This is a genomic window from Streptosporangium sp. NPDC000396, from assembly GCF_042898655.1.
Taxonomy (GTDB): domain Bacteria; phylum Actinomycetota; class Actinomycetes; order Streptosporangiales; family Streptosporangiaceae; genus Streptosporangium.
In genome coordinates, this window is sequence record NZ_JBIAZA010000001.1 from 440,818 (window position 1) to 464,129 (window position 23,312).

Annotated in this window: 22 protein-coding genes and 1 riboswitch; of the genes, 9 read left to right on the forward strand and 13 right to left on the reverse strand. The window is 70.5% G+C overall.

The window, feature by feature from the left end:
* The first annotated feature begins 161 nt into the window (after positions 1–161).
* The 4 genes from ACFY2X_RS01965 (at position 162) to ACFY2X_RS01980 (ending at position 5,589) form a co-directional block, all read left to right on the forward strand.
* Positions 162–2,243, forward strand: a complete 2,082-nt coding sequence (locus tag ACFY2X_RS01965; protein WP_389931065.1) for an NPCBM/NEW2 domain-containing protein — start codon at positions 162–164, stop codon at positions 2,241–2,243.
* On the forward strand, positions 2,240–3,835 hold the full coding sequence (locus tag ACFY2X_RS01970) for a sugar ABC transporter ATP-binding protein (protein ID WP_389931067.1): 1,596 nt from the start codon (positions 2,240–2,242) through the stop codon (positions 3,833–3,835). The genes ACFY2X_RS01965 and ACFY2X_RS01970 overlap by 4 nt, the downstream gene beginning before the upstream one ends.
* Positions 3,832–4,860 carry an ABC transporter permease gene (locus tag ACFY2X_RS01975; protein ID WP_389931069.1) on the forward strand — a complete coding sequence of 343 codons (1,029 nt, stop codon included), beginning with the start codon at positions 3,832–3,834 and terminating at the stop codon, positions 4,858–4,860. The genes ACFY2X_RS01970 and ACFY2X_RS01975 overlap by 4 nt, the downstream gene beginning before the upstream one ends.
* 186 nt (positions 4,861–5,046) lie before the next feature.
* The gene (locus ACFY2X_RS01980) at positions 5,047–5,589 is read left to right on the forward strand and encodes a flavoprotein (RefSeq protein WP_389931071.1); all 543 of its coding nucleotides are present in this window, start codon (positions 5,047–5,049) and stop codon (positions 5,587–5,589) included.
* Between the two features lie 16 nt (positions 5,590–5,605).
* Here ACFY2X_RS01980 and ACFY2X_RS01985 read toward each other — a convergent pair whose 3' ends face one another.
* The 8 genes from ACFY2X_RS01985 to ACFY2X_RS02020 all read right to left on the reverse strand — a co-directional run bounded on the left by ACFY2X_RS01985 (position 5,606) and on the right by ACFY2X_RS02020 (position 14,120).
* Positions 5,606–6,298, reverse strand: coding sequence for a Mut7-C RNAse domain-containing protein (locus tag ACFY2X_RS01985; protein ID WP_389931073.1), 693 nt, complete (start codon positions 6,296–6,298; stop codon positions 5,606–5,608).
* A 48-nt stretch (positions 6,299–6,346) separates the two neighbouring features.
* A complete protein-coding gene (locus ACFY2X_RS01990) occupies positions 6,347–7,474 on the reverse strand; it encodes a glycosyltransferase family 4 protein (protein WP_389931075.1) in 1,128 nt (375 codons plus the stop codon).
* Positions 7,471–8,736 carry a M48 family metallopeptidase gene (locus ACFY2X_RS01995; protein ID WP_389931077.1) on the reverse strand — a complete coding sequence of 422 codons (1,266 nt, stop codon included), beginning with the start codon at positions 8,734–8,736 and terminating at the stop codon, positions 7,471–7,473. Before ACFY2X_RS01995 ends, ACFY2X_RS01990 begins: the two co-directional genes overlap by 4 nt.
* 8 nt (positions 8,737–8,744) lie before the next feature.
* Positions 8,745–9,572 (reverse strand): hypothetical protein, encoded by an 828-nt coding sequence (locus tag ACFY2X_RS02000; protein ID WP_389931079.1) that lies wholly within the window; start codon positions 9,570–9,572, stop codon positions 8,745–8,747.
* 76 nt (positions 9,573–9,648) lie between these two features.
* Entirely contained in the window at positions 9,649–10,245 is a 597-nt protein-coding gene (locus ACFY2X_RS02005; protein WP_389931080.1) for a C40 family peptidase, read from the reverse strand.
* 37 nt (positions 10,246–10,282) lie between these two features.
* A riboswitch (cyclic di-AMP (ydaO/yuaA leader) is annotated at positions 10,283–10,440 on the reverse strand.
* Positions 10,441–11,148: 708 nt separating this feature from the next.
* The gene (locus ACFY2X_RS02010) at positions 11,149–12,099 is read right to left on the reverse strand and encodes an NlpC/P60 family protein (protein ID WP_389931082.1); all 951 of its coding nucleotides are present in this window, start codon (positions 12,097–12,099) and stop codon (positions 11,149–11,151) included.
* Positions 12,100–12,226: 127 nt separating this feature from the next.
* A complete protein-coding gene (locus ACFY2X_RS02015; protein WP_389931084.1) occupies positions 12,227–12,841 on the reverse strand; it encodes a hypothetical protein in 615 nt (204 codons plus the stop codon).
* A gap of 46 nt (positions 12,842–12,887) precedes the next feature.
* On the reverse strand, positions 12,888–14,120 hold the full coding sequence (locus ACFY2X_RS02020) for an NYN domain-containing protein (RefSeq protein WP_389931085.1): 1,233 nt from the start codon (positions 14,118–14,120) through the stop codon (positions 12,888–12,890).
* 266 nt (positions 14,121–14,386) lie between these two features.
* Here ACFY2X_RS02020 and ACFY2X_RS02025 point away from each other — a divergent pair, with 266 nt between their 5' ends.
* Positions 14,387–15,505: a phosphotransferase family protein gene (locus ACFY2X_RS02025; protein ID WP_389931086.1), complete on the forward strand. Its 1,119-nt coding sequence runs from the start codon at positions 14,387–14,389 to the stop codon at positions 15,503–15,505.
* Positions 15,506–15,600: 95 nt separating this feature from the next.
* Here ACFY2X_RS02025 and ACFY2X_RS02030 read toward each other — a convergent pair whose 3' ends face one another.
* Positions 15,601–16,278, reverse strand: a complete 678-nt coding sequence (locus ACFY2X_RS02030) for a response regulator (protein WP_389931088.1) — start codon at positions 16,276–16,278, stop codon at positions 15,601–15,603.
* Positions 16,279–16,443: 165 nt separating this feature from the next.
* Complete coding sequence (locus ACFY2X_RS02035; RefSeq protein WP_389931090.1) at positions 16,444–17,649, reverse strand: sensor histidine kinase; 1,206 nt, start codon at positions 17,647–17,649, stop codon at positions 16,444–16,446.
* 109 nt (positions 17,650–17,758) lie between these two features.
* Here ACFY2X_RS02035 and ACFY2X_RS02040 point away from each other — a divergent pair, with 109 nt between their 5' ends.
* The 3 genes from ACFY2X_RS02040 (at position 17,759) to ACFY2X_RS02050 (ending at position 20,125) form a co-directional block, all read left to right on the forward strand.
* Positions 17,759–17,965: a hypothetical protein gene (locus ACFY2X_RS02040; RefSeq protein ID WP_389931092.1), complete on the forward strand. Its 207-nt coding sequence runs from the start codon at positions 17,759–17,761 to the stop codon at positions 17,963–17,965.
* A 79-nt stretch (positions 17,966–18,044) separates the two neighbouring features.
* Positions 18,045–19,769: a DEDD exonuclease domain-containing protein gene (locus ACFY2X_RS02045; protein ID WP_389931094.1), complete on the forward strand. Its 1,725-nt coding sequence runs from the start codon at positions 18,045–18,047 to the stop codon at positions 19,767–19,769.
* Positions 19,770–19,837: 68 nt separating this feature from the next.
* A complete protein-coding gene (locus tag ACFY2X_RS02050) occupies positions 19,838–20,125 on the forward strand; it encodes an Lrp/AsnC family transcriptional regulator (protein ID WP_389931096.1) in 288 nt (95 codons plus the stop codon).
* Positions 20,126–20,131: 6 nt separating this feature from the next.
* Here ACFY2X_RS02050 and ACFY2X_RS02055 read toward each other — a convergent pair whose 3' ends face one another.
* The 3 genes from ACFY2X_RS02055 to ACFY2X_RS02065 all read right to left on the reverse strand — a co-directional run bounded on the left by ACFY2X_RS02055 (position 20,132) and on the right by ACFY2X_RS02065 (position 22,493).
* Positions 20,132–20,947 (reverse strand): sensor histidine kinase, encoded by an 816-nt coding sequence (locus tag ACFY2X_RS02055; protein ID WP_389931098.1) that lies wholly within the window; start codon positions 20,945–20,947, stop codon positions 20,132–20,134.
* An 82-nt stretch (positions 20,948–21,029) separates the two neighbouring features.
* Entirely contained in the window at positions 21,030–22,076 is a 1,047-nt protein-coding gene (gene trpD, locus ACFY2X_RS02060; protein ID WP_389931100.1) for an anthranilate phosphoribosyltransferase, read from the reverse strand.
* A gap of 18 nt (positions 22,077–22,094) precedes the next feature.
* A complete protein-coding gene (locus ACFY2X_RS02065) occupies positions 22,095–22,493 on the reverse strand; it encodes a hypothetical protein (RefSeq protein WP_389931277.1) in 399 nt (132 codons plus the stop codon).
* 194 nt (positions 22,494–22,687) lie between these two features.
* Here ACFY2X_RS02065 and ACFY2X_RS02070 point away from each other — a divergent pair, with 194 nt between their 5' ends.
* On the forward strand, positions 22,688–23,305 hold the full coding sequence (locus ACFY2X_RS02070; RefSeq protein ID WP_389931102.1) for a heme-copper oxidase subunit III: 618 nt from the start codon (positions 22,688–22,690) through the stop codon (positions 23,303–23,305).
* Positions 23,306–23,312 lie beyond the last annotated feature (7 nt).

The window sequence follows — 23,312 nt, forward strand, 5'->3', positions numbered from 1 at the left end:
CGGAGACGTAACCGGGGCACGTTCTCCAGGTCACCATCGGGTACGGCGCGCGCCGGGCTCAGCAGGCCCGGCACGGACCCCCCGACCCGCCCGGCCCACGGCCCGGCGCGAGCCGTACCTCCTGAAAGGTCTGCGACTCCCCCTACTCGCAGGAGCACACAGTGCGCGCTCTCCGATCCCTGCTCTCGGCCGCCTCCTCCGCCCTCCTGGTGACGGCCGCCCTCGCCGTCCCCGTCACGACGGCGTCCGCCGCCACCGCGCCCGCCTCGCCGGTCGCACCGGTCGCGCCGGCTCTGGAAAACGGCCTGGCCAGAACGCCGCCCATGGGATTCAACAACTGGAACTCCACCCACTGCCGCGCCGAATTCAACGAGGCGATGGTCAAGGGCATCGCCGATATCTTCGTCACCCAGGGCCTCAAGGACGTCGGCTACCAGTACGTCAACCTCGACGACTGCTGGGCCCTGCCCCAGCGTGACGCCCAGGGCAATCTGGTGCCCGACCCGGTCCGCTTCCCCAACGGCATCAAGGCCGTGGCGGACTACGTGCACTCCAAGGGGCTGAAGTTCGGCATCTACACCAGCGCCGGCATCAAGACCTGCGACACCTTGGGCTTCCCGGGTGCGCTCGGCCACGAGCAGCAGGACGCGAACCTGTTCGCCTCCTGGGGCGTCGACTATCTCAAATACGACAACTGCAACAACCAGGGCGTGGACGCCAGGCAGCGCTACCGGGCGATGCGCGACGCGCTGGCCGCCACCGGCCGCCCGATCGTCTACAGCATCTGCGAGTGGGGCCAGAACCAGCCCTGGCTCTGGGCACAGGACGTCGGCAACCTCTGGCGCACGACCGGGGACATCAGCGACAGCTGGTCCTCGATGATCGACAAGGCCAGGAGGAACCGCGTGCTGGCCCAGTACGCCAGACCGGGCGCCTGGAACGACCCGGACATGCTGGAGGTCGGCAACGGAGGCATGACCGACACCGAATACCGTACCCACTTCAGCCTCTGGGCGATCATGGCCGCTCCGCTGCTGATCGGCTCCGACCTTCGCCGCGCGTCCGCCTCGACGTTCACGACCCTCAAGAACAAGGACGTCATCGACATCGACCAGGACCCCCTCGGCATGCAGGGTGTGCTGGTCAAGAGCAGCGGCGGGCTGTCGGTCTACGCCAAGCCGCTGCGGAACGGCGACTACGCGGTGGCGCTGTCCAACGAGAACACGGCCACCGCCACGATCGGCACGACCGTCGCCGAGATCGGCATGGGCGGCTCGTCGTCCTACTCCCTCAAGGACCTGTGGAGCAAGGCGACCCGGACCACCACCGGCGCGATCAGCTCCTCCGTGCCGGGCCACGGCACGGTGCTGTACCGGGTGACCCCAGACCGGCTCCAGCCTCCGCCCACCGGCACCACCCAGCTCAGCGACCTGTCATGGACCTCAGCCATCGGCGGATGGGGCCCCGTCGAGCGTGACATGAGCAACGGGGAAACCGGGGCCGGCGACGGCACGCCGCTGCAGATCCAGGGGGTCACCTACGCCAAGGGCATCGGCACCCACGCCGTCAGCGACATCACCTACCACCTCGGCGGCCGGTGCACCCGGGTCGTCGCCGACGTCGGAGTGGACGACGACAAGGCGGCCAACGGCTCCATCTCGTTCGAGATCTACCGGGACGGCACGAAGGTGGCCGACAGCGGCCTGATGACCGTCAACGAAGCGGCGAGACGGCTGACCGCCGACGTGACGGGCGGCACGGCCCTACGCCTCCACGTGGGCGACGGCGGCAACGGCATCAACTCCGACTGGGCCGACTGGGCCGACGCCAAGGTGACCTGCGCGGGCACCGGGACCACCACGCGTTACGAGGCCGAGGCCGCCACCATCTCGCAGGGCACCGTGGACTCCGACCACCCGGGCTTCTCCGGGACCGGGTTCGTCAACTACGTCAACGCGGCCGGGAGCTACGTCGAGTGGACGGTCAGCGCCCCCTCCGCCGGGGCCGCGACGGTGACCTTCCGCTACGCCAACGGGACCACCGCCGACCGGCCGATGGACGTGACCGTCAACGGGAACCTGGTCGGCGACGAACTGTCCTTCCCCGGCACCGGCACGTGGACCGGCTGGACCGACAGGGCGATCACGGTGCCGCTCGTCGCCGGGGCCAACACCCTGCGCGCCACCGCCACCGCCGCGAGCGGCGGCCCGAACGTCGACTACGCCGACGTCACGACCCCATGATCACTCTGCGGGTGGAGAACATCGCCAAACGGTTCGCCGGGGTCCAGGCTCTGCGGGATGTGAGCCTGGACTTCCCCGGCGGCCAGGTGACCGCGCTCATGGGTGAGAACGGCGCGGGCAAGTCCACGCTCATCAAGATCCTCAACGGTGACCACCGGCCCGACGGAGGCCGCGTGATCCTGGACGGCGAGCCACTGGACCTGCACGCGCCCGCCGACGCCCGCAGGCGCGGCATCCGGGTCATCGGCCAGGAGCCGGAGATCATCCCGCACGTCTCCGTCGCGGAGAACGTCTACGCCGGGGCGCTCCCCCGCCGCCGCGGCCGCCGCCTGGACCGCGCGGCCCTGCGCGAGCGGATGCGCGCCGATCTCGTACGGCTCGGCTTCGAACACGCCCTCGACCCCGACACCCTCGGTTCCCGCCTGACCCCGGCCCAGCGGCAGCTCGTGGAAATCCTGCGCGCGCTCACCACCGAGGCCCGGGTGATCGCCTTCGACGAGCCCACCTCCTCCCTGGGCGAGCACGAGACCGAGCTGCTGTTCGCCCTGATCCGCAGGCTCTGCGCCCAGGGCCTCGCGGTGATCTACGTCTCCCACCGGATGCGGGAGATCTTCCAGCTCGCCGACCGCATCGCCGTGCTGCGCGACGGGGCGCTGGTCGGCGTACGGCCGGCCGCCGCCACAGGAGAGGACGAGATCGTGCGGATGATGGTGGGCAGGGACCTGTCGGCCATGTTCGAGCGGTCCGGCGCGGCACCTGGCGCGGCACCTGGCGCGGCACCTGGCGCGACGCCCGGCGAGGTGATGCTGGACGTGCGGGCGGTGACCACCGACGACGTGCGCGAGGTGAGCCTCCAGGTGCGCGCGGGCGAGGTGGTCGCGCTGGCCGGGCTGGTCGGCGCGGGCCGCTCGGAACTGGCCAGGGCCGTGGCCGGCGACCTTCCGATCCGCTCCGGCGAGGTGCGGGTGGACGGCACGCCGCTGCGGCTGCGCCACCCCGGGCACGCCGTCCGCGCCGGGATCGGCTACGCCCCCGAAGAGCGCAAGGCGCAGGCGCTCCTGATGGAGCGCACGGTCCGCGACAACGTCTCCCTGGTCACCCTGGACCGGCTGAGCAGGCTCCGCTTCGTCCGGCGCCGCGCCGAACGGGACATGGTGCGGGAGTTCGCCGAGCGGCTGCGCATCAGGACCCCGTCCCTGGAACACACGGTCGGCACGCTGTCGGGTGGTAACCAGCAGAAGGTCGTGCTGGCCAGGTGGCTGGCCCGCAGGCCGAAGGTGCTGATCCTGGACGAGCCCACCCGGGGCGTCGACGTCGGCGCCAAGGCCGAGATCTACCACATCATCGCCGACCTGGCCCGTTCCGGCGTCGCCGTACTCGTCATCTCGTCGGAACTGCCGGAGGTGCTCGGGCTGGCCGACCGGGTGGTGGTGATGCAGAACGGGCGGGTCACCGGCGAACTCGACCGCGCCGCGGCGTCGGAGGAGGCGATCCTCGCCCTCGCCATGGCCGACGACCTCACCTCCACGCCCACACCGATCACGCAGACCGCGCGGGCCACAGCGCCCGGCGGGGACGGGGAGCCGCGATGACCACGATGACCAGGATGACCAGGATGACCAGGATCGAGGAAGCCGGACGCGGCGTGCGCCAGGTGATCGGCACGGTCGGCGGGCAGAACCTGATCCTCGCCCTGGCGATCGTCGCGGTGGCTGCGCTGTTCGGCACGATCGACCCCGGCTATCTGGCGCTGAGCAACATCCGCGTCATCGGTGACGCGGTGACCATCGTCGGGCTGCTCGCCGTGGTCCAGACGGTCGTCATCATCTGCGGGGCGCTGGACATCTCCGTGGGGTCGGCCACCGGGGTGGCATCGGTGGTCAGCGCGATGACGTTCATGGCCACCGGACGCGACCCCCTGCTGGGCATGGGTACCGCCCTCGGGGCCGGTCTCCTGCTCGGCCTGGTCAACGGGGTGATCATCGTCTATGGCCGGGTCAACCCGGTGATCGCCACGCTGGCCACCCTCTCCGCCTACAGGGGCCTGGCCCAGCTGCTGTCCGGCGGCGCCGCCCAGGGCTACGTGCTCGGCGACGACCTGTTCATCTTCGTCTCCCGGGGCAGCGTGCTGGCCATCCCGACAATGGTGTGGATCCTGGTCGCCGTGGCGCTGGCCGTACACGTGCTGCTGAAATACACCGACATCGGGCGCAACCTGTATGCGATCGGCGGCAACGACACCGCGGCCCGCCTGGCGGGCATCGACATCAACAAATACCTGATCGCGGTCTACGCGCTGTCCGGGATCGTCGCGGCGCTGGCGGGCATCATCCTCACCGCGCGGATCGGCTCGGGCCACCCCACCTCGGGCAGCGTCGCGCTGGAGCTCAAGGCGATCACCGCGGCGGCCCTGGGCGGATGCGCGCTGAAGGGCGGCAAGGGCGGGGTCGGCGGCACGCTGCTGGCCGTGGTGCTGCTCGGCGCACTGGAGAACGGCCTCACCTTCCACGGCATCAGCACCTTCTGGCAGAACGTGGCCCAGGGCGCGCTGCTGGTCATCGCCGTGGTCATCCAGCAGCGCCGCAGCGGCGAACGCCCGGTCGGCCTGCCCACCTGACGCCTGCCCCACCCGATCCGCCCGGTCCGCGTGACGTACGGTGCCCGCCCCCTTCGCCCTTCGCCGGGACCACACGGTGCACGGACCCTCCCCCCGGTCCGTGTGCCGGGGGGAGCCCGGATGCCCCGCCCGGCCCGGTGTCCGGCATGATGCCCGGGGAGTACGTCGAACCCTTGGAGGCGTCGCATGAGCCGTACCGGCCGGATTCTCTACGTCGTCGTGTGCGCGGCCGGAGCGGCGGGTGACGTCGGTCGGCTGGTCGCGATGGCCCAGGAGAAGGGGTGGACCGTCCAGATCGTCGCCACGCCGTCCGCCCTCGGCTTCATCGACGTCCCCGCGTTGACCGAGCAGACCGGCCGGGCCGTGCGCAGCCGGTATCGCAGGCCGGCCGACCCCAAGCCGCCCAGGGCCGACGCCATCATCGTCGCCCCGGCGACCTACAACACGATCAACAAGTTCGCCCAGGGCATCGCCGACACCTACGCCCTGGGTCTTCTCGCCGAGGCTCCGGGGCTCGGCATCCCGGTCGTCGTCCTCCCCTTCGTCAACAGCGGGCTCGCCTCCCGCGCGCCGTTCCGCCAGAGCGTCGAGACGCTCCGGGCCGAAGGCGTGCGCGTCCTCCTCGGGCCGGGGGAGTTCGAACCCCACCCCTTCGACGCCGGAGACGACCGCACCGCGGCCTATCCCTGGCATCTCGCCCTGGCCGCTCTCGGCGAGCGTCTCCGATAGGCGCCGCCGACCCCCTTCAGCGGCGGGCGCGCTCCACGATCGTTTCGAGATGGCGCCGGTGCGCGCCGCGCCAGTACAGGTGGCCGCACGACTGGCAGCGCGCGAACGTGTCGTAACAGCGGCGGGTGCCCCCTGGCAGCAGATGCTCCACGTCGGTCTTGGCGACCGGCGACAGCAGCCCGTTGCACGCGGTGCACCTGGTCCACGGCGACAGGGGCGGCGCGAAGCGCTCAAGCACGTCGGCCAGCTGCTCGTCAGGCCGCGCCCCGCGCACGTACGCCCCGGACGACAGCGCCCTGCGGCACAGCAGGCCGCGATCCCGGGTCAGCAGGATCCGGCGTTCGGCGTTCGCCTGGGCGATCAGCTCGTCGTCGTCGCGGTCGTTACGGTAGGCCGCGTCGATCCCCAGCAGCCGCAGCCGGCGGGCGAGCGTCCCGAGATGGACGTCGAGCACGAACCTGGCCGACTCCACCCGTTGCGGTCGCCGTACCGGGAGGACGTCCACGGTGTCGCCTGCGCTCGGCCGGTACCACGACGGCTCCCGCCGCCCGTTGACCACCATCGCCCCGACCTCGGTGAGCGGCACTCCGGCCGACTCGACCAGGTGCCCCAGGGAGGCCGTCCCGTCGTGGTTCATCGGCACCGGCCCGTCTCTCCGGCCGGGAGCGAGGAACATCCGGAGCTCATCCGGAAAACGCAACCAGACCACACACCAAGCATCGCCCACACCGGCCGTTGCCGCCCGCCGTGGACTCCGTCACGGCACGTCCCGCGCCTCGGTCAGGAGGTCGGCGAAGCGGGCGGCCACCAGGTTCCAGTCCCATTCGCGCACGACCCACTCGCGCCCGCGCTCCCCCATCTCCCGTGCCTTCGCCGGATCCCGCAGCAGGCCGACGAGGGCCCCGGCCACCTTCTCCGGAGAGGTGCCGTCCACGACCAGGCCGGTCTCACCTTGCATGACCGCGTCGGGGGCCCCGCCCGACGAGCCCGCCACCACGGGCAGCCCGCTGGCGGAGGCCTCCAGGTAGACGATGCCGAGCCCCTCCACGTCGATGCCTCCCAGCCTGGTACGGCACGGCATGGCGAACACGTCGCCCGCCGCGAGGTAGGCGGGCAACTCCCCCCACGGCACCGGCCCGGCGATCCTGACCGCGTCGCCCAGCGGCCGGGCCAGCCGCTCAAGGGTCCTGCGGTACGGGCCGCCGCCGACGAGCAGCAGCACGGCCTCCGGCACCATCCCCAGCACGTGGGGCCAGGCCCGCAGGAGGACGTCCTGGCCCTTGCGCGGCACCAGCCGGGACAGGCAGACCACGACCGGCCGGTCCCCCAGGCCCAGCGTCGCGCGCACCCGCCCCCCGCCCGCGTCCGGCCGGAACACGCCGGTGTCGACGCCGGGCGCGAGCCGTACCAGCTTGCCCGCGGGGATCACCCGGGCCAGCCTCTGCCGGGTGTACTCCCCCAGGTAGGTCACCACGTCGGCGTGACCACCGATTCTCCCGAGCAGCCCGCGCGCGACCGGGACATCCGCCCAAGCCGCCTCGTGGCCGTGAGTGATCATGACGATGCGGCACGCCCCGGCGGCACGCATCCTGGGCGCGAGCAGGCCGAGCGGAGCCGCGGCCCCGAACACCACCGTCTCGCACTTGAACTCGGCGATCAGCTCGGCGGCCCGGCGGGCGACCGCGCGCGTGGGCAGCATCAGCGAGGTGCGATGCCGTATGACGGGGTACGGCTGCAGCGCGTCGAAACCCGCGCAGTCCGGCCACCGCGAGGCGTAGACGACCACCGAGTCCGGCGGGCGGCAGGCGGCGAGGCCGTGCACGAACGACTGGATGCCACCGGCCCGGGGCGGGAAGTCGTTGGTGATGATCAGCGTGCGGGTCACGGCTCCTGCATGCCGTTCAGCCGGGCCCAGGAGCGTGCCATGGCGATGCGCTCCGGCGCCGTGGGATGAGAGACATAGAGGACATACTCAAAGCAGTCAGGCGACAGGTCCGAGATATTGGTGACCGCCAGCCGCTTCTGCATGGATATGAACGTCGCCGGGTCCCTGGTCAGGTCCAGCGCGTGCGCGTCGGCACGGGCCTCGATATGCCTGCTCACCAGGTTCTGCGCGGGCCCGGACAGGACCGTGGCCAGGCTCAGCACCCCCATGATCAGGCCTACCGCCCTCGGATCGGCGGCCGAGGCGATCCCGGTGCGCCGCCGTACCGGCCCCCATGACGTGACCAGGTAGAGCAGGCACGCCCCGCAGGCCGCGCCCAGGGCGCCGACGAGCGTGCCGTACAGCACGTCTCCGGCCTTGGCGTGGCCCAGCTCGTGCGCGACCACCAGCTCGACCTCGCTCGCGGGCGCCCGCAGCAGCGTGTCGTAGACGACGATCCTGCGGGTCACGCCGAACCCGGAGACGTAGGCGTTGAGCGCGGTGGTCCGCCGGGACGCGTCGGCGACGAGCACGTCCTCCACCGGCACGCCGTCACGGTCGGCCATGGCGAGCAGGTCGTCGCGGAGCCGCCCGGCGGGCATCGGCGTGAAGTCGTTGAAGATCGGCTCGACCAGCACCGGATAGGCGAAGGAGACGACCACGGTCAGCACGAACGCGCCGATCGCGGCGGGGATCCACCAGCGGCGGTAGCGCCGGGCCAGCGCGACCACCGCGAGCACCATGATCGCGGTCAGCGCCGTCCTGATGCCGATGTTCTTGATCCGGTCGACCGCCCAGGCCAGCCAGTTCTGGGTGGACAGCCCGAACTCGCGCAGGTATGTCTCCGACCACATGCCCAGCGGCCAGCGCAGGATCTCCACCGCCGCCGACACGCAGAGGACGCCGAGCAGCACCCGGAGCCACCAGGGCCCCTTCAACCGGCCGAGCAACCGCGCACCCAGCGGGGTGCCCACCAGCACCCCCGCGACGATCAGGGTCAGGCCGAGTGACAGGTAGCCGGGCACGCTGATCGCGGCGTCGAAGGCCTCGGAGCGGGCGATCTGCCCCGGGGCGAAGTCCCGGGCCGAATCCGGGACGACCGGCGGGGCGCCGGAAGGCAGAATCCGCCAGGGAGTGGTGAACGCCACGATCGCCACCGTGGCCGCCCCGAGGGCGGCCAGCGCCCATCCCGCCGCCCGGAGGCCAGAGGGCGCTTCCGTCATGCTCGGCGTCAATGCAGTTCCCTCCGGAGATAGTCACGCCAGGCCTCGGTGAGCTCCGCCCGCGAGAGGCCGAGCACACCGCCGACATCGCTACCGTAAAGCCTCACCAGCGCCTTCTCACCGAAGCGCTCCGCGATGTAGCGGCAGGCGAGCCACGCCTCCTCATAGGCCTGCGCCAGCCGCGGGGCACCGGGGGCGAAGTCGGCGGGCCCGGGAAGCCGGGCGGGCAGGATCCCCGCGCGCACCTCCTCGGCCAGTTCGGCGGCGGCCACGCGGACCGCGATCCCGGTGTCGCGGTAGCCCACATAGTCGGCGAACCCCTCCGACAGCCACATCGGCACCCGGCCGCCACGGGTCGCGCCGGTGGCCACGTGGGTGAGCTCGTGAGTGATGACCACGTCCCGGCCGGTCTCGCTGAGCTTCGCGTAGCCCCCGGGCAGGACGATCACCCGGTCGGCGGTGGCCATCGCGGCCAGGCCGCCGGTGGCTCCGGCGCCCGCGAGCGCCGCCGCCTCGGCATCGGTCGCGGGGAACAGGATCACCGCCCGGACCGGCCCCCAGATCTCACCGATGGTACGGCGGGCACGATCGGCCCTCGACGCCAGATCCCGCAGCCGCCCGGATGGGACGCGATGGCCGATCACTATGGAGTGCTCGCCACGGACCACGGTGGCGGCGCCGGGCCACAGGCCTCCCGCCTCCCAGGGCGGCGGTCCCGCCTCGGCGTCCGGGCCGCGCGTCTGCCCCGGCAGCGTTCCCGCCCCGGAGACCAGGCCGGCGCCCATCAGCGCCAGCATCCCGGCGAGCACGGCACGGCGCTCTCTCCGGACTGACATGTGCGTTGATGCTACTCGACCGGAATGAAGCGGCCCCGTCCATCCGGGGAAGGATGGACGGGGCCGGTTTTCCCCGTCAGCCGCCGGGACGGACCGCTCCGGCGAAGGAGGACCGGTAGTACCCCTTCAGCTTCACGACCCGGACCGTCTTGCCGCTGCTGGGTGAATGGACCATCTCGCCCTTGCCGACATACATGCCCACGTGGCCCAGTCCACGGAAGAACATCAGGTCACCGGGGCGCAGGTGGCTCCAGGAGACCTTCTTCCTGATGGCGCGATACTGGCTCTGCGTGATCCGGGGGAGGGAGACGCCGGCCTTGCGCCACGCGTACTGCACGAGCCCTGAGCAGTCGAACGCGCCGGGGCCGGAGGCTCCCCACCGGTACGGATCGCCGATCTGCTTCCTGGCTGCCGAGACGGCCTTTATGGCCTTCACCTTCTGCTGTGCGACCTTGCTCGCCTTCGTGTTCCTCTTGACCTTCACCCTGGTCTTCGCCTTTCCCGTGGCGGGCTTGGCGGCTGCGGTGACCTCGGTGATTTCAGTGATCTCAGGCTGTGCGGCGGTCGCGGTGTCCGTCGTCGCCCGTGCCGCGGAACCCAGGGTGACCGCTCCGGCTGATGCGGTCAGGGTGAGGGCGAACCCTCCGAGGGAAAGGCGAAAAAGGCGCGACAAACGGGGGTTGTGCAGGGTGGTAGACAGGATTTCTCCTTGGGACTTCCACTGATGCCTACCGGGTTAGCTGACGGATTCGGGCTGGGAAGAAGCCCTACGGCATGAAATATGCCGATTCACCCCTGGCCACATTTCAGGGCCTGTGGGTCCCCGGTTCCGTGCCTCCTGGCTGCACGGATTCGGCAGGTCACCGCGGTGGGACCGAACCCCGAAGGGGGAGGTCGAGCCCCGTGAGGGGAGGCGGTGACCAGCTGGATTTCTATGAGGACATCGGCCTGGAAGACCGACGTTCGGCGCGACGGCATGGCTTGCTCGCCGCGACGCCAGAAGCTACCCCGATCCTAAAATTTCGGCAAAACGTCAGCCGGTTTTGAAGATCGAGGAGCCCTCCTCACCTTTTCAGAAGTCCTGCTTAACGATAAGTTCCACCACTCGAATATGACCCTCGTCACACTTTTGTGATCGGCGGCGAAACATCATCACTGTTGTCACATATGTCACACCGCGTTTGATCTTCACTTTCCCGGGAAAGGCCGGATAAACAGATCATCGGTGAACGCCGCACAAGCTGGGGTTCCAGGTTCCGGATCGGCTACGGGGACAGGCCCGGCGCGGGATCCGCAGCGCCTCCCCGCCCTGCGGCACGGCGTCACAGCGCCCTGGAGGCCCTCGCGGGCCGCAGAGCCTTCTACCTCCGTCAGACGCACCCCTGCGGGCCGCTGAGCGTCTCTCCGCCAGACGCACCTCTACGGGCCGCCGGGCATACCTCTGCGGGCCACCGAGTGTCTCTTCGCCGGCCGTACCCCTATGGGCCGCCGGCACCTCCCCCGCCGGCCGTACCTTCGCGGCTGCGGACGGCCCGACGCGTCGCGGGGTCAGGGGGTGACGGTCCGGATCACCGGATCAGGGGCGGACGGCTCCCACCAGCCGGCGGCCGTACGAGGACAGGGGGACGACCTTGACCACGTCTCCGGTCTGGGGAGCGTGGACGATCTTCCCGCCGCCCGCGTAGAGACTCACGTGGCCCAGGCCCTCGCTGAAGATGAGGTCGCCCGGCTGAAGGTCGCTCAGGTCGACCTTGCGTTTGGCGCCCCAGCTCCACTGCTCCCAGGTCGTGCGGGGAAGGCTGACGCCCCCGTTGCGCCAGGAGGCCTGGACGAGGCCGGAACAGTCCCAGCCGCCCGGGCCCGTTCCGCCGTACTGGTACGGCTTGCCGACCTGGGCGAAGGCGAAGCTCAGGGCCGCTCGGGCGTTACCCGAGGCCGGGCCGTCGTATTTGATCCCCGTGCTGTTGGGGTTACCGGTCTGGAAGGCTCCGAGCTCGCGCAGGAGCTTGGTCTGGGCCTTGACCATCTTGTCGGCCTTGGTTTTCTCCTCGGCCAGTTCGTCACGTGTCTTGTCGGCCTCGGCCAGGGCGTCCTTCGCCTTGTCGCGGTTTTCCCGCAGCGTCTTGGTGGCCTCGTCGAAGGCGTTCAGGTAGTAGGCGTGGGAGGCCGACATCTGGTCCATCGCGGCCATGCCGCTCAGCAGGCCGGCCGGATCCATCTGGCCGACCAGGCCCTCCCAGCCGCTCACGCTGCCGAACTGGTAGCTGGTGACGGCCATCGCGACGAGTTCCTCGCGCAGCCCGGCGACCTTGGTGTTCTGACGCGCGAGGTCGCCGTTCAGCGTCTCGTACTTCTTCCGGGCCTTCTTCCACTTCTCGCCGGCCTGGTTGTACTTCTCCACGACCATGTCGGCCTGGTGGTTGAGCTTCGCCAGCTTCTTCTTGGCCTGGGCGATCGTCGGTTTCGGCTCGGCGAACGCGCCGCCGACCGGCAGCAGGAAGAGCGCGACGGCCAATCCCGCGGCCATCGGCATTCGCCTGAATCCAACCGGCATACCCGCCACGGCCACGACGCCGCCTCCCCAGTGCAAAGACCTGGGGCGAAATAGTACAGAATCAGTAAGGACTAACTCACCTTTTCGGCGGCTTTATTCTTTACCCGCAGGTGGCGACCCCACAGATCTTCGCGGACATCCTGGCGGCGTCCCGCAGTTGGCCGGTCCAGTCCGACTTGGCCGGCTTGGCATACTCCCCCGCCAACATGTAGACCAGCACGGCGTTCGCCCTGCGGACCACCACACTGCGGTCTCCGCCGATCCCGGCCTTCTTGCCGTAGTAAACCTGCCCGGAGACCTTCAGCGCCTCGTCTCCGAGCCCGGCCACGGCCGCCGAGGCGTAACGGTAGCTGGAGCCCGCGTCCGCCTTGGACCCGCACGCGGACAGGGCCGAGCGGACCTGGGTCATGGCCCGTTCCGCGTCCGCCTCGGAGCCGTACAGAAGCACCTGCTCGACCCTCATGAAGTCGGGCACGCCGGTGAACGTCACCGTGCGCACGGCCACCCGGCCCGTCTTGCCCACGGCGCCCCTGCGGCACGGATCCAGCGCGAACCGGGTCTTCAGCGAGTCGCTGACCTTCCAGTTCGTCTCGGGATCGCTGTCCTTCTTGGCGGCGTCCTTCTCGTAGAGCAGGAACCCCTTGGGAATGCCGGGTGCCGCGGCGGCCGTACCGGCCACGAGAGCGGCGCAGACCAGTGCAATGATCTTCTTCATCGGATCAACCTCCACCATGATCCGATGAACCATACGGCTAAAAGGTTCAGCCCCGTCCGAGACGCCGCAGAAGCAATACGGAAGGAACCGGCCGGGCGCCCATCCGGCGGACCGACTCGGCCACCTCACGGTCGGAGGAGACCACCGCGACGGCACGGCCGGTGGGTTCGGCGCGGACCAGCTGGCGGATGAGGTCGTCGGCGATCTGGCCGGGGGCGCTGAACATCACCCGGACACCCCGAGGGGCCGATACCGGAACCGGGCCGTTCAGTTCGGCGCCGTCGAAGACGCAGGTCAGCTCGATGCGGGTCTGCGCGTAGAGCGCGCCGAGCCCGGTGAGCAGGCGGTTGCGCTGATCGGCCAGGGTGAGCGTGCCGTAACCGGTCTTGGTCACGTTGTAACCGTCCACGATCAGATGGATCTGCGGCAGCGCGAGCAGCTGGTCGAGCAGGACGGGGTCGTCGTCGGCGAGCGCCCGCGCGGGCACCGCCTGAACCCCCTGCCTGCCGGGCGCGACCGAGGCCACCGAGTCGGCCGGCCTGCTGATGCTGGAGGGCAGGGCAAGCTCCCTGCGCAGCCCGGCGGCGGCGTCCTGGAGCGCATCGAGCAGCATGCGGACCTTGGTGTCCTCCACACTGCGGCCCTCGCGGGCGGCCCTGCGGGTGGATTCCAGCTGCTGCTCGGCGTCGGCCAGGCGCTCGCGAAGACGGCGCAGCTCGCTCTCCCCCGCGCTCCCCGCCGACACCGCGGCGGCCCTGGCCTCCTGGGCGGCCGCCTCCATCTCGGCGGCCCGCGCGTCGGCGGCTTTGGCGCGCTGGCGGGCGTCGTGCAGCTTGCGGCGGAGGTCGGAGATCTCGGAGCGGGCCGTCTTCAGCTGGTCGCGCAGCCGGTCGGTCTCGTCCTTGGCCGTGCTCTTCTGGACGGCCAGCTGCTCGCGCAGCCGGGCGAGCGTCTGCTCCTGGGCCGAGTCCTCGGCCGCCGCGGCCGACTGCTCCAGATCCGCGCGGGCGGTCTCCACCATCTCCGCCCAGCCGGGCGGCCGGGTCAGATAAGCGGCGGTGGCGACCAGGACGGGCTCGGCGGCCGGCGGCACGACGCCCTCGGCGAGGCTCGCGACCAGCTCGGGCCAGCCCGTGTTCACCGTCTCCGCGACCAGCTCACGGAACTTCTTGTCGGTCTCCAGCTGGGCGGCGATCGGCGCGCTACCCAGTTTGGCCCGTTTGCGGGGATCGAACTTGGCGATCCCCTTGAGAGGGAGGGGCACCGAGGCTGCAGGCATCGATCCCAAGATCTGGGATGCCAGCTCCACGACGTGTAAGCGGACCTGCTCGGGCAACGGACGAGACAGGCCCTCTCCGGCTGAACTCATCACGGCCCCTACTCGGATTGGTCTTCATGTCAAGGGTACGGGTAGCGCACCCTGACCCTGACCTGACCGGAAAACCCGTGATGTCCGGCCGGCCGGCGAACGGGATGTGGACAAGCGCTTGCTTGCAGGTATACGACTGTGCCCAGCGGCTCGTGACACACGCCACCGGGAGAGCGATGGACGAACAGCGCGAAGAGATCGAACAGATGCGCACATCCACCCGCGACCTCGACGAACTCCATGAGCGGGTGCGTTCCTGGCTCACAGGCCACCTCGGCCGCCCCGTCACCGTGTCGCGGCTGTCCCACCCCTCCGGCAACGGCATGTCCAGCGAGACTCTGATCTTCGACGCCTCCTGGGACTCGGCGGAAGGCCGGCAGGACGTCGAATGCGTCGCCCGGATGGCCCCGGCCAGCGAGGCCGTGCCCGTCTTCCCGAGCTATGACCTCGGCAGGCAGTTCGAGGTCATGCGGATGGTCAGGGAGCGCGCCGGGGTGCTCGCGCCGCGCACCCTGTGGTTCGAGCCGGACCCCGAACCGCTGGGAACGCCGTTCTTCGTGATGGAGCGGCTCACCGGCGACGTGCCGCCGGACGTGGCGCCCTACACCTTCGAGGGGTGGCTGCTCGAGGCCTCCCGGTCCGACCGGGACCGGTTGCAACGGCAAAGCGTCGGGATCCTGGCCAAGCTGCACGACGCCCCGTTCACCGCCGAGGAGCTCCGGACGGTGGAGAGCGGCGGGCCCGGCGACTCCGCGCTGCGCAGGCACGTCAACGACCAGCGGGACTACTACGAGTGGGCGCACGGCTCGATGCGGATTCCGGTGCTGGAGAAGGCCTTCGAATGGCTGGAGGAGCATTGGCCGGCCGACCCCGGGCCCGACGTGCTGAGCTGGGGCGACGCGCGCATCGGAAACGTGATGTACCGCGACTTCACCCCGGTGGCGGTGCTGGACTGGGAGATGGCCTGCGCGGGCCCCCGCGAGCTGGACATCGCTTGGATGATCTTCCTGCACCGGTTCTTCCAGGACATCGCCGAGGTCTTCGAGCTGCCCGGCCTGCCGGACTTCATGCGACGCGAGGACGTCTGCCGGATATATCAGGAAATAACCGGCTACGAGCCGCGCGACATGGAGTTCTACGAGATGTACGCCGCGCTCAGGCACGGCATCATCATGGCCCGCGTCTGGCACCGGCGCATCCACTTCGGCGAGCAGACCATGCCCGACGACCCCGACGACCTGGTCATCCATCGGGCCGCGATCGAGCGGATGCTGGACGGGAGCCACTGGCGCTGAGATCCTCCCCGGCCCGCAGGGCACAGAACCCGCTCCGCGGGGCGTACGGTGCCCGGTCACGTGGCACCGTACGCCTCACGGCGTCTTCGCCGCCCTCAGCCGAGGTGACCGGCGTCGTAGACGATCAGCGCGATCTGGACGCGGTTGTTGAGCTCCAGCTTGGTCAGCACCCGCGACACGTGGGCCTTGACCGTCGCCACACTCATGTAGAGCTGGGAGGCGATCTCCGCGTTCGACCTGCCCTGGCCGACCGCCGTCGCGACCTCCCGCTCGCGGTCGCTGAGCTCGGCCAGCAGCGCCCTGGCCCGCTCACGGCGTGACCCCGCGCCACCGTCGGAGACGTGCGCGATGAGCTGCCGGGTCACCGTGGGCGACAGGATGGGCTCACCCGCGCCCGCCCTGCGGATCGCGGCGACCAGCTCGCCGGGCGGGGTGTCCTTCAGCAGAAACCCCACCGCCCCCGCACGGAGCGCCCGCAGGACCTGGGCGTCGGCGTGGAAGGTCGTCAGGACGACCACCTCGGGGGCACCGGGGGCGGCGCGCAGGCGCTCGGTGGCGGCCAGCCCGTCGACCCTGGGCATGCGGATGTCCATCAGCACCACGTCCGGCCGGTGCTCGGCCACCAGTTTCGGCACCTCGTCCCCGTCGGCCGCCTCACCGACGACGACGAGATCACCGGCACCGCCGAGGATCATCGACAACCCGGCGCGGACGAGCGCGTCGTCGTCCACGATCAGCACGCGGATCTCGGGCCTGGGGGGCGGTGAACTCATGCCGCTCACGTTATCCATATCTGTGACCCATATCCCTGCTGGTCCTTTTCCCCGCCAGGTTCCGTGCCAGGCCGCCCACGCGGTCGCCGGACCGCCGTACGGCGACCGCTCCCGGAGCCCGTCCGGCCTTCGCGCCGCCCCGGGCGCGCCGTACGGCCGGTGCGCTCACGCGGTGGCCCACGGCAGCCACGCGTTGAGCCGGAACCGGCCGTCGGGGCCCCTGCCGTAGTCGAGACGGCCGCCCATCAGCTCGGCGCGCTCGGTGAGGCCGATCAGGCCCGTCCCGCTGCCGGGGATGGCGTGCCCGATGGTCACGGGGTTGCGGATCTCAAGGGTGAGGCCGTCGCCGGGCCCGCCCGCCACGACGACGCCCACCGGGGCGTCGGCGGCGTGCTTGCGCGCGTTGGTCAGCCCCTCCTGGGCGATCCGGTAGGCGTTCCTGCCGAGACGGGCGGGGGCTCCGTCGAGGTCGCTCACCCGCATGTCGAGCGTGACCTCCATGCCCGCGAGCCGGGACTCCTCGACGAGGTCGGCCAGATCGGCCAGGGTCGGCTGGGGCCGGTCCGGAGTGGTGCCCTCGGAGCCGAGCCGGAGCACGCCGATGACCTCCCGCAGATCCTGCAGCGCCTGGTGCGCTCCCGCCCGGATCACCGAGGCCGCCCCGGCCACCTCGTGCGGCGCCATGTCCGACCGGTACTCCAGCGCGCCGGCGTGCACGCTGAGCAGCGAGAGCCGGTGGGCGAGCACGTCGTGCATCTCCCTGGCGATGCGCTCGCGCTCCAGGTTCCTGGCCCGCTCCACCCGCAACTCCGCCTCCACCTCGGCCCGCTCGGCGCGGTCGCGCAGCGAGAGCACGAGCTGGCGCCGGGCCCGCACGAACATGCCCCAGCCGATCAGCACGACGTAGACCAGCGTCGTGAACACGAGCCCCTCGCCGAAACTCAGCTCGGGGTCGGGCCGCAACCACAGGTAGGGCACGATCGCGAGCAGGTGCAGCCCGCCCGCCAGGGCCATGAACTTGAACGGCCGATGCACGGCCACCGTGAACAACGCCACGCAGATGGGGCCGGTGGCGGTGTCGGACAGCAGCGCGAACGGCACGAGGGCCACAGCCAGGCCCACCGGCCAGCGGCGGCGCAGCCAGACCGCGGCGCACGCGATCGCGCCCATGATCTGGTCGACGACGAGGACCGGCCTGGGCGTGGAGGCGCCGGTGTCCGTCGCCAGCGCCACGGCCAGCCCCAGCCCCGCGGCCAGCAGGAAGATGACGGTGTCGACGATCCAGTCACGGGTCGAACGCCGCACCAGGGGCCCCTCACCCTCGGGATCGCCGTGCAGGACCGCGGGTAGCAGCCATCGATACTCCGTCACGCTCTACGAGGGTAGGGCCGCGCCGGATCGTGCGGCACCGACCAAAGTCGATGTCTCGTCGACCTTCGGCTGACGCGCCGGAACCGCGCCCCTCACCAGCATCGGCGGTATGAAGATAATCCTTGAGGTCGTCGGGACCATCTGCGTGATCCAGGCCGTCGGCGGCATGATCAACAACCTGTTCCACGGCGGGCCCCGCTGGTTCCTGGTGAACCACATCGGCTTCCTCCACGGATACGAGATCTTCGCCAGCATCGTGCTGGGCGTGCTCGGGCTGGCGCTGTTCGCGGCGGCCTCCGCCACGAAGAAGAACTGACCGGCCGCGGAGACTCCGCGCCCGCGTCGCGACGACCCGGAATGTTAAATGTCGGTCACGGCTTCTATGGTCGTGAACCGTGGAATACGCCGTGCAGGGAACGCTGGACGAGCTGGGCACACCGCTCAGCCAGATCACGTTCGTCGTGTTCGACCTGGAGACCACCGGGGTTTCCGCGGGCGAGCACGCGATCACGGAGATCGGCGCCGTCAAGGTCCGGGGCGGTGAGGTGCTCGGCGAGTTCGGCACCCTGGTCGATCCGGGGTCGCCGATCCCCCCGTTCATCTCCGTGCTGACCGGCATCACCGACAGCATGGTCGTGGGGGCACCGAAGATCGAGTCGGTGCTTCCGTCGTTCCTGGAGTTCGCCAGGGGCGCCACCCTGGTGGCCCACAACGCGGGGTTCGACCTGGGCTTCATCAAGGCGGCCTGCGCCGCCCACGGATATCCTCCGCCCACCCACCCGGTGGTCGACACCGTCGCCCTGGCCCGCAAGCTGCTGACCCGTGACGAGGCACCGAACTGCAAGCTGTCCACGCTGGCCCGCATCTTCAGCAAGACCGAGCCCTGTCACCGCGCGCTCGCCGACGCCCAGGCCACCGTCGACGTGCTGCACGCCCTGCTGGAACGGGCTGGCGCGTTCGGGGTGCACACCCTGGAGGAGCTGAAGGGCTTCGTCCGCGCGCCGACCCCCGAGCAGCGCCGCAAACGTTACCTGGCCGAAACCATGCCGGCCTCCCCCGGCGTCTACGTGTTCGAGGACGAACGCGGCGAGCCGCTCTACGTCGGCAAGAGCACCAACCTCCGCAACCGCGTGCGCAGTTACTTCACCGCCGCCGAGACCCGTCCCCGGATCCGGGAGATGATCGGCATCGTCGAGCGGGTCCGGCCGATCGTCTGCGCGACCCCGCTGGAAGCCGAGGTCAGGGAGCTCAGGCTGATCGGCTCGGCCAAACCGCGATACAACCGCAGGTCGCGTTTCCCGGAGAAGATGGTCTGGCTCAAGCTCACCGACGAGCCGTTCCCCCGCCTGTCGATCGTCCGGGAGGTCAAAGACGACGGCGCCGGCTATCTGGGCCCGTTCACCAGCACCCGCGCCGCCGAAGACGCCCGCGCCGCCCTGCACGAGGCGGTCCCGCTGCGGCAGTGCACCGAGAGGATCACCCCGCGCACCGGGCGCTCCGCCTGCGCGCTCGCCGAGATCGGCAGGTGCGGGGCGCCGTGCGAGGGCCGCCAGGCCGTCGAGGAGTACGGCCTGCACGTCGCGACCGCGCGCCAGGCGATGGAGACGGACGCCACCGCGGTCATGTCCGCGCTTGAGGCCCGGATGGAGCGCCTGGCACTCGACCAGCGCTACGAGGAGGCCGCAGCCGACCGTGACCGGCTCGCCTCCTATGTCCGCACCTCCGCGCGCATGCAGCGGCTGCGGGCGCTGACCGCGCTCCCCCAGATGGTCGCGGCCGCCCCGGCCGCGAACGGTGGCTGGGAGATCCACGTCATCCGGCACGGCCGGCTGGCCTCGGCCGGGGTGATGCCCAAGGGCGCCCATCCCACCCCGTTCGTGGACGCGCTGGTGGCCACCGCCGAGACCGTCGTGCCGGGCCCCGGCCCCGTTCCCGCGGCCAGTGCCGAGGAGACCGAGTGCATCCTGCGCTGGCTGGAGAGCCCGGGCGTGCGGCTGGTGCAGGTGGAGGGAGACTGGAGTCTCCCCGTCGGCGGCGCGGGGCGGCTCAAGGCCCGCATCGACCGGGCCTACCAGGCCCTCGAACCGCACCGGCCGCACGAGGGCCGTCCGGCGCGCTGACGACCGCACGCTGATAGCTTCGGAGAACTTCGGAAGACTGCAAGCCTTACTCAACGAGGAGGAAGCCTGTGATCACCGCGATCGTGCACATCAACGCCGAGGTGGACCGGATCCCCGAGGTCGCCCAGACGATCGCCGAGATCGACGGGGTGAGCGAGGTGTACTCCATCACCGGGGAGTACGACCTGATAGCCATGGTTCGCGTCTCGGCCTACGAGGAGATCGCCGAGGTCATCCCCGGCCGGCTGAACAAGGTGGCCGGAGTGCTGCACACCGAGACGCACATCGCCTTCCGCACCTACTCCAGGCACGACCTGGACGCGGCCTTCTCGATCGGCCTCGGCGAGTCCGACTAGGGAGTGTCACGCGGGTGGGCGGGGGCCGCAGCGCGTCTCGCCCGCCGTGGGCAGCCGGGCCCGCACCTCGAACCCTCCTTCCGGGAGGGGTTTGGCCTCGAACGTTCCACCGAAGAGCGTGGCGCGCTCGCGCATGCCGAGCAGGCCCTGGCCGGTGGTCATCGTGGTGGTGGCCTGGCCGTCGTCACGGACCAGCACGTCCAGGAAACCCGGGCGCCAGCGCAGCGTGACGTGGGCCGACTGCGCCCGAGCGTGCCTGAGCGTGTTGCTCAGCGCCTCCTGGACGATCCGGTAGGCCGACAGTTCGAGGGCGAGGCCGATCTCGATGGGGTCGCCGTCCTCGACCACGTCCACGTGCAGGCCCGCCGTACGGACCTGGGCCAGCAGGTCGCGCAGATCGGACAGCTTGGGCTGGGGCGTTCTCGTCCCCGGAGAGCCCTCCGCGTTCAGCAGGCACAGCACGCGCTGGAGTTCCAGGAGCGCCTGACGGCCGGACTCCTCGGCCGCGCACAGGGTCTCGCGGGCTCGCCCGGGATCTTTCGCCATGATCATCCGACCGGCGCCGACGCCGAGCGTCATCATGCTGATCCCATGGGCGACCACGTCGTGCAGTTCGTGGGCGATGCGGGCGCGCTCCTCCCTGACGGCCGCGTGGGCCAGCGCGTCCTGCTGGTCGGCGAGCTTGGCCCGCTCGCGGCCGAGGTGCGAGAGCAGGAGCCGGCGTTCGCGAACGAGTCCGGCGACGGCCAGGAGAAGGCCGAGCACCACCAACAGTGTCAGGACCGGCAGCACCTGCCCGGCCGGGGGATCAACACACCACATGGGCGCAATCTAGGACGGCGCCCGACGGGGCTGCATCCCCTCACGGGCGGACCTTCCGTCCGCCCGTGAGGGGAGGATGAGATCAGGACGACTTCAGCGACCGGCTGATCGTGATCCAGCGGTCGAGGGTGGCCGCCGCCGCGCCGGAGTCGACGGCCTGAGCGGCCCGCGCGTATCCGGCGGCCATCCCGGCGTCCAGGTCGTCGCCCGAGCCGTCGAGGGCGACCAGGGCGGCGGCGGCGTTGAGCAGCACCGCGTCACGGACCGGGCCGGTCTTGCCGGCGAGCAGGTCGCGCACGGCCTGGGCGTTGAACACCACGTCCCCGCCGCGCAGCGCGTCCGAGGGGGATCTGGGGATGTCCAGCGTGGCCGGGTCGAAGACGGTCAGCCTGGCGGCGCCGTCGCGCACCACCCAGACCGTGGAGGTCGTGGTGGTGGTGAGCTCATCCAGCCCGTCGTCGCCCCGGAAGACCAGCGCCGACACCCCGCGCTCGGCGAACACGCCCGCGACCACGGGAAGCATGCCCGGGTCGAAGATGCCGATCGCCTGGGCGGCGGGCCTGGCCGGGTTGGTCAGCGGGCCCAGGAAGTTGAAGACCGTCGGGATGCCGAGTTCCTTACGCGGCGGACCGGCGAAGCGCAGCGCCGGGTGGTAGTACGGCGCGAAGCAGAAGGCGATTCCCGCCTCCACGGCGACCCTGGCCGTGTCGGACGGGGCCAGGTCGAGCACGACCCCCAGGTGCTCCAGCACGTCGGCGGCGCCGCAGGAGGAGGACGCGGCGCGGTTGCCGTGCTTGACCACCCGCGCGCCCGCGGCGGCGGCCACGATGGCGGCCATCGTCGAGACGTTCACCGTGTGCGCGCGATCGCCGCCGGTGCCGACGACGTCGACGACAGGGCCCTCCACCGTCAGCGGGGTGGCCCGCTCCAGCATCGTGCGCGCCAGCCCGGTCACCTCCGCGACCGTCTCCCCTTTCGCCCTCAGCGCCACGGCGAAGCCGGCGATCTGGGCGGGCGTGGCCGTACCGGACATGATCTCGTTCATCGCCCAGGCGGTTTCGTCCGCCGTCAGGTGCTCACCCGCGAGCAGGGCCGACAGCAGCGCGGGCCAAGTGGTGCGCGCGTCCATGGGGTCTCCAGAGGTGTTCTACCGGGTGGTCAGGCGGGTGGAGAGGCGGTGGCGCATCAGGTCGGCGACGGTGTCGGCCAGCACCACCGCGTCGATCGGCTGCGGCACGACGCGCTCGGCCCGCGACCACTCGGCCAGCCAGCGGTCGTCGCGACGGGCGATCAGCAGGCAGATCGGCGGGCAGTCGTAGACCTCGTCCTTGGCCTGGCGGGCCACGCCCATGCCACCGGCCGGCTGGGCCTCGGCGTCGAGCACGGCGACGTCGATCTCACCGGAGTCGAAGTGCTGGACGACCTTCGCGTGGGTGGCGCACTCCACGATCTCCACGAGGGGCACGTCGGCGGCGGGGCGCCGGCCGATCGCCTGCCGCACCTTCTCACGGGTGCTCGCGTCGTCGCTGTAGACGAGAACCCTCATCTTGTCGTCGGTGCTCACGGTCCACTCACTATCGCTTGTCGATGTATGGTCACCTGGGATGCTACCGGTCACTTCGCCTGGAGACCCAGACCAGAGGCGTTGGCGTGAAAATTGCCCTCTACATCTAGTTTGATGGGACGGGTGAGCCCCCTATTGGGGGGTCGTGCGGCGACCCGACCAGGAGAGCCGCAATAATGCTGCCCGTGGCGACAGCATCCGCAATATCAACGACGACGACAGCGCACTCGTCCCGCAGGCCTGATCTGGTCAGCGTCGGAACGATCATCTGGCTGTCCTCTGAGCTCATGTTCTTCGCGGCGCTGTTCGCGATGTACTTCACCATCCGGTCAGTGAGCCTAGGCCAGGGTCTGCCCTGGCCGGAGGCCGATCTGAACGTCCAATTCTCATTGGTCAACACGATCATCCTGGTCCTGTCGAGTGTGACCTGCCAGCTTGGCGTGTGGGCCGCTGAGAAGGGTCAGGTCGCCAAGCTGCGTTTCTGGTACGTCGTCAGCTTCCTGATGGGCGCCGTGTTCGTCGGCGGTCAGCTGTACGAGTACAGCCAGCTGGCCCATGAGGGACACACCATGTCGCACACCGCGTACGACTCGGTGTTCTTCCTGACCACGGGCTTCCACGGCCTTCACGTGACCGGTGGACTGATCGCGTTCCTGTTCATGCTGGGACGCACGTACGCCGCGAAGCGCTTTACCCGTGAGCAGGCGACCAGCGCGATCGTCGTGTCCTACTACTGGCACTTCGTCGACGTGGTCTGGATTGGCCTTTTCGTGACCATCTATGGAATTCACTAAGGAATCG

Excerpts from the sequence above, each read along its gene's own strand:
- ACFY2X_RS01970 (WP_389931067.1), top strand. The coding sequence starts at position 2,240 with ATGATCACTCTGCGGGTGGAGAACATCGCCAAACGGTTCGCCGGGGTC.
- ACFY2X_RS01975 (WP_389931069.1), top strand. The coding sequence starts at position 3,832 with ATGACCACGATGACCAGGATGACCAGGATGACCAGGATCGAGGAAGCC.
- ACFY2X_RS01980 (WP_389931071.1), top strand. The coding sequence starts at position 5,047 with ATGAGCCGTACCGGCCGGATTCTCTACGTCGTCGTGTGCGCGGCCGGA.
- ACFY2X_RS01995 (WP_389931077.1), bottom strand. The coding sequence starts at position 8,736 with ATGACGGAAGCGCCCTCTGGCCTCCGGGCGGCGGGATGGGCGCTGGCC.
- ACFY2X_RS02000 (WP_389931079.1), bottom strand. The coding sequence starts at position 9,572 with ATGTCAGTCCGGAGAGAGCGCCGTGCCGTGCTCGCCGGGATGCTGGCG.
- ACFY2X_RS02010 (WP_389931082.1), bottom strand. The coding sequence starts at position 12,099 with ATGGCCGCGGGATTGGCCGTCGCGCTCTTCCTGCTGCCGGTCGGCGGC.
- ACFY2X_RS02015 (WP_389931084.1), bottom strand. The coding sequence starts at position 12,841 with ATGAAGAAGATCATTGCACTGGTCTGCGCCGCTCTCGTGGCCGGTACG.
- ACFY2X_RS02020 (WP_389931085.1), bottom strand. The coding sequence starts at position 14,120 with ATGCCTGCAGCCTCGGTGCCCCTCCCTCTCAAGGGGATCGCCAAGTTC.
- ACFY2X_RS02025 (WP_389931086.1), top strand. The coding sequence starts at position 14,387 with ATGGACGAACAGCGCGAAGAGATCGAACAGATGCGCACATCCACCCGC.
- ACFY2X_RS02030 (WP_389931088.1), bottom strand. The coding sequence starts at position 16,278 with ATGAGTTCACCGCCCCCCAGGCCCGAGATCCGCGTGCTGATCGTGGAC.
- ACFY2X_RS02040 (WP_389931092.1), top strand. The coding sequence starts at position 17,759 with ATGAAGATAATCCTTGAGGTCGTCGGGACCATCTGCGTGATCCAGGCC.
- ACFY2X_RS02055 (WP_389931098.1), bottom strand. The coding sequence starts at position 20,947 with ATGTGGTGTGTTGATCCCCCGGCCGGGCAGGTGCTGCCGGTCCTGACA.
- trpD (WP_389931100.1), bottom strand. The coding sequence starts at position 22,076 with ATGGACGCGCGCACCACTTGGCCCGCGCTGCTGTCGGCCCTGCTCGCG.
- ACFY2X_RS02065 (WP_389931277.1), bottom strand. The coding sequence starts at position 22,493 with ATGAGGGTTCTCGTCTACAGCGACGACGCGAGCACCCGTGAGAAGGTG.
- ACFY2X_RS02070 (WP_389931102.1), top strand. The coding sequence starts at position 22,688 with ATGCTGCCCGTGGCGACAGCATCCGCAATATCAACGACGACGACAGCG.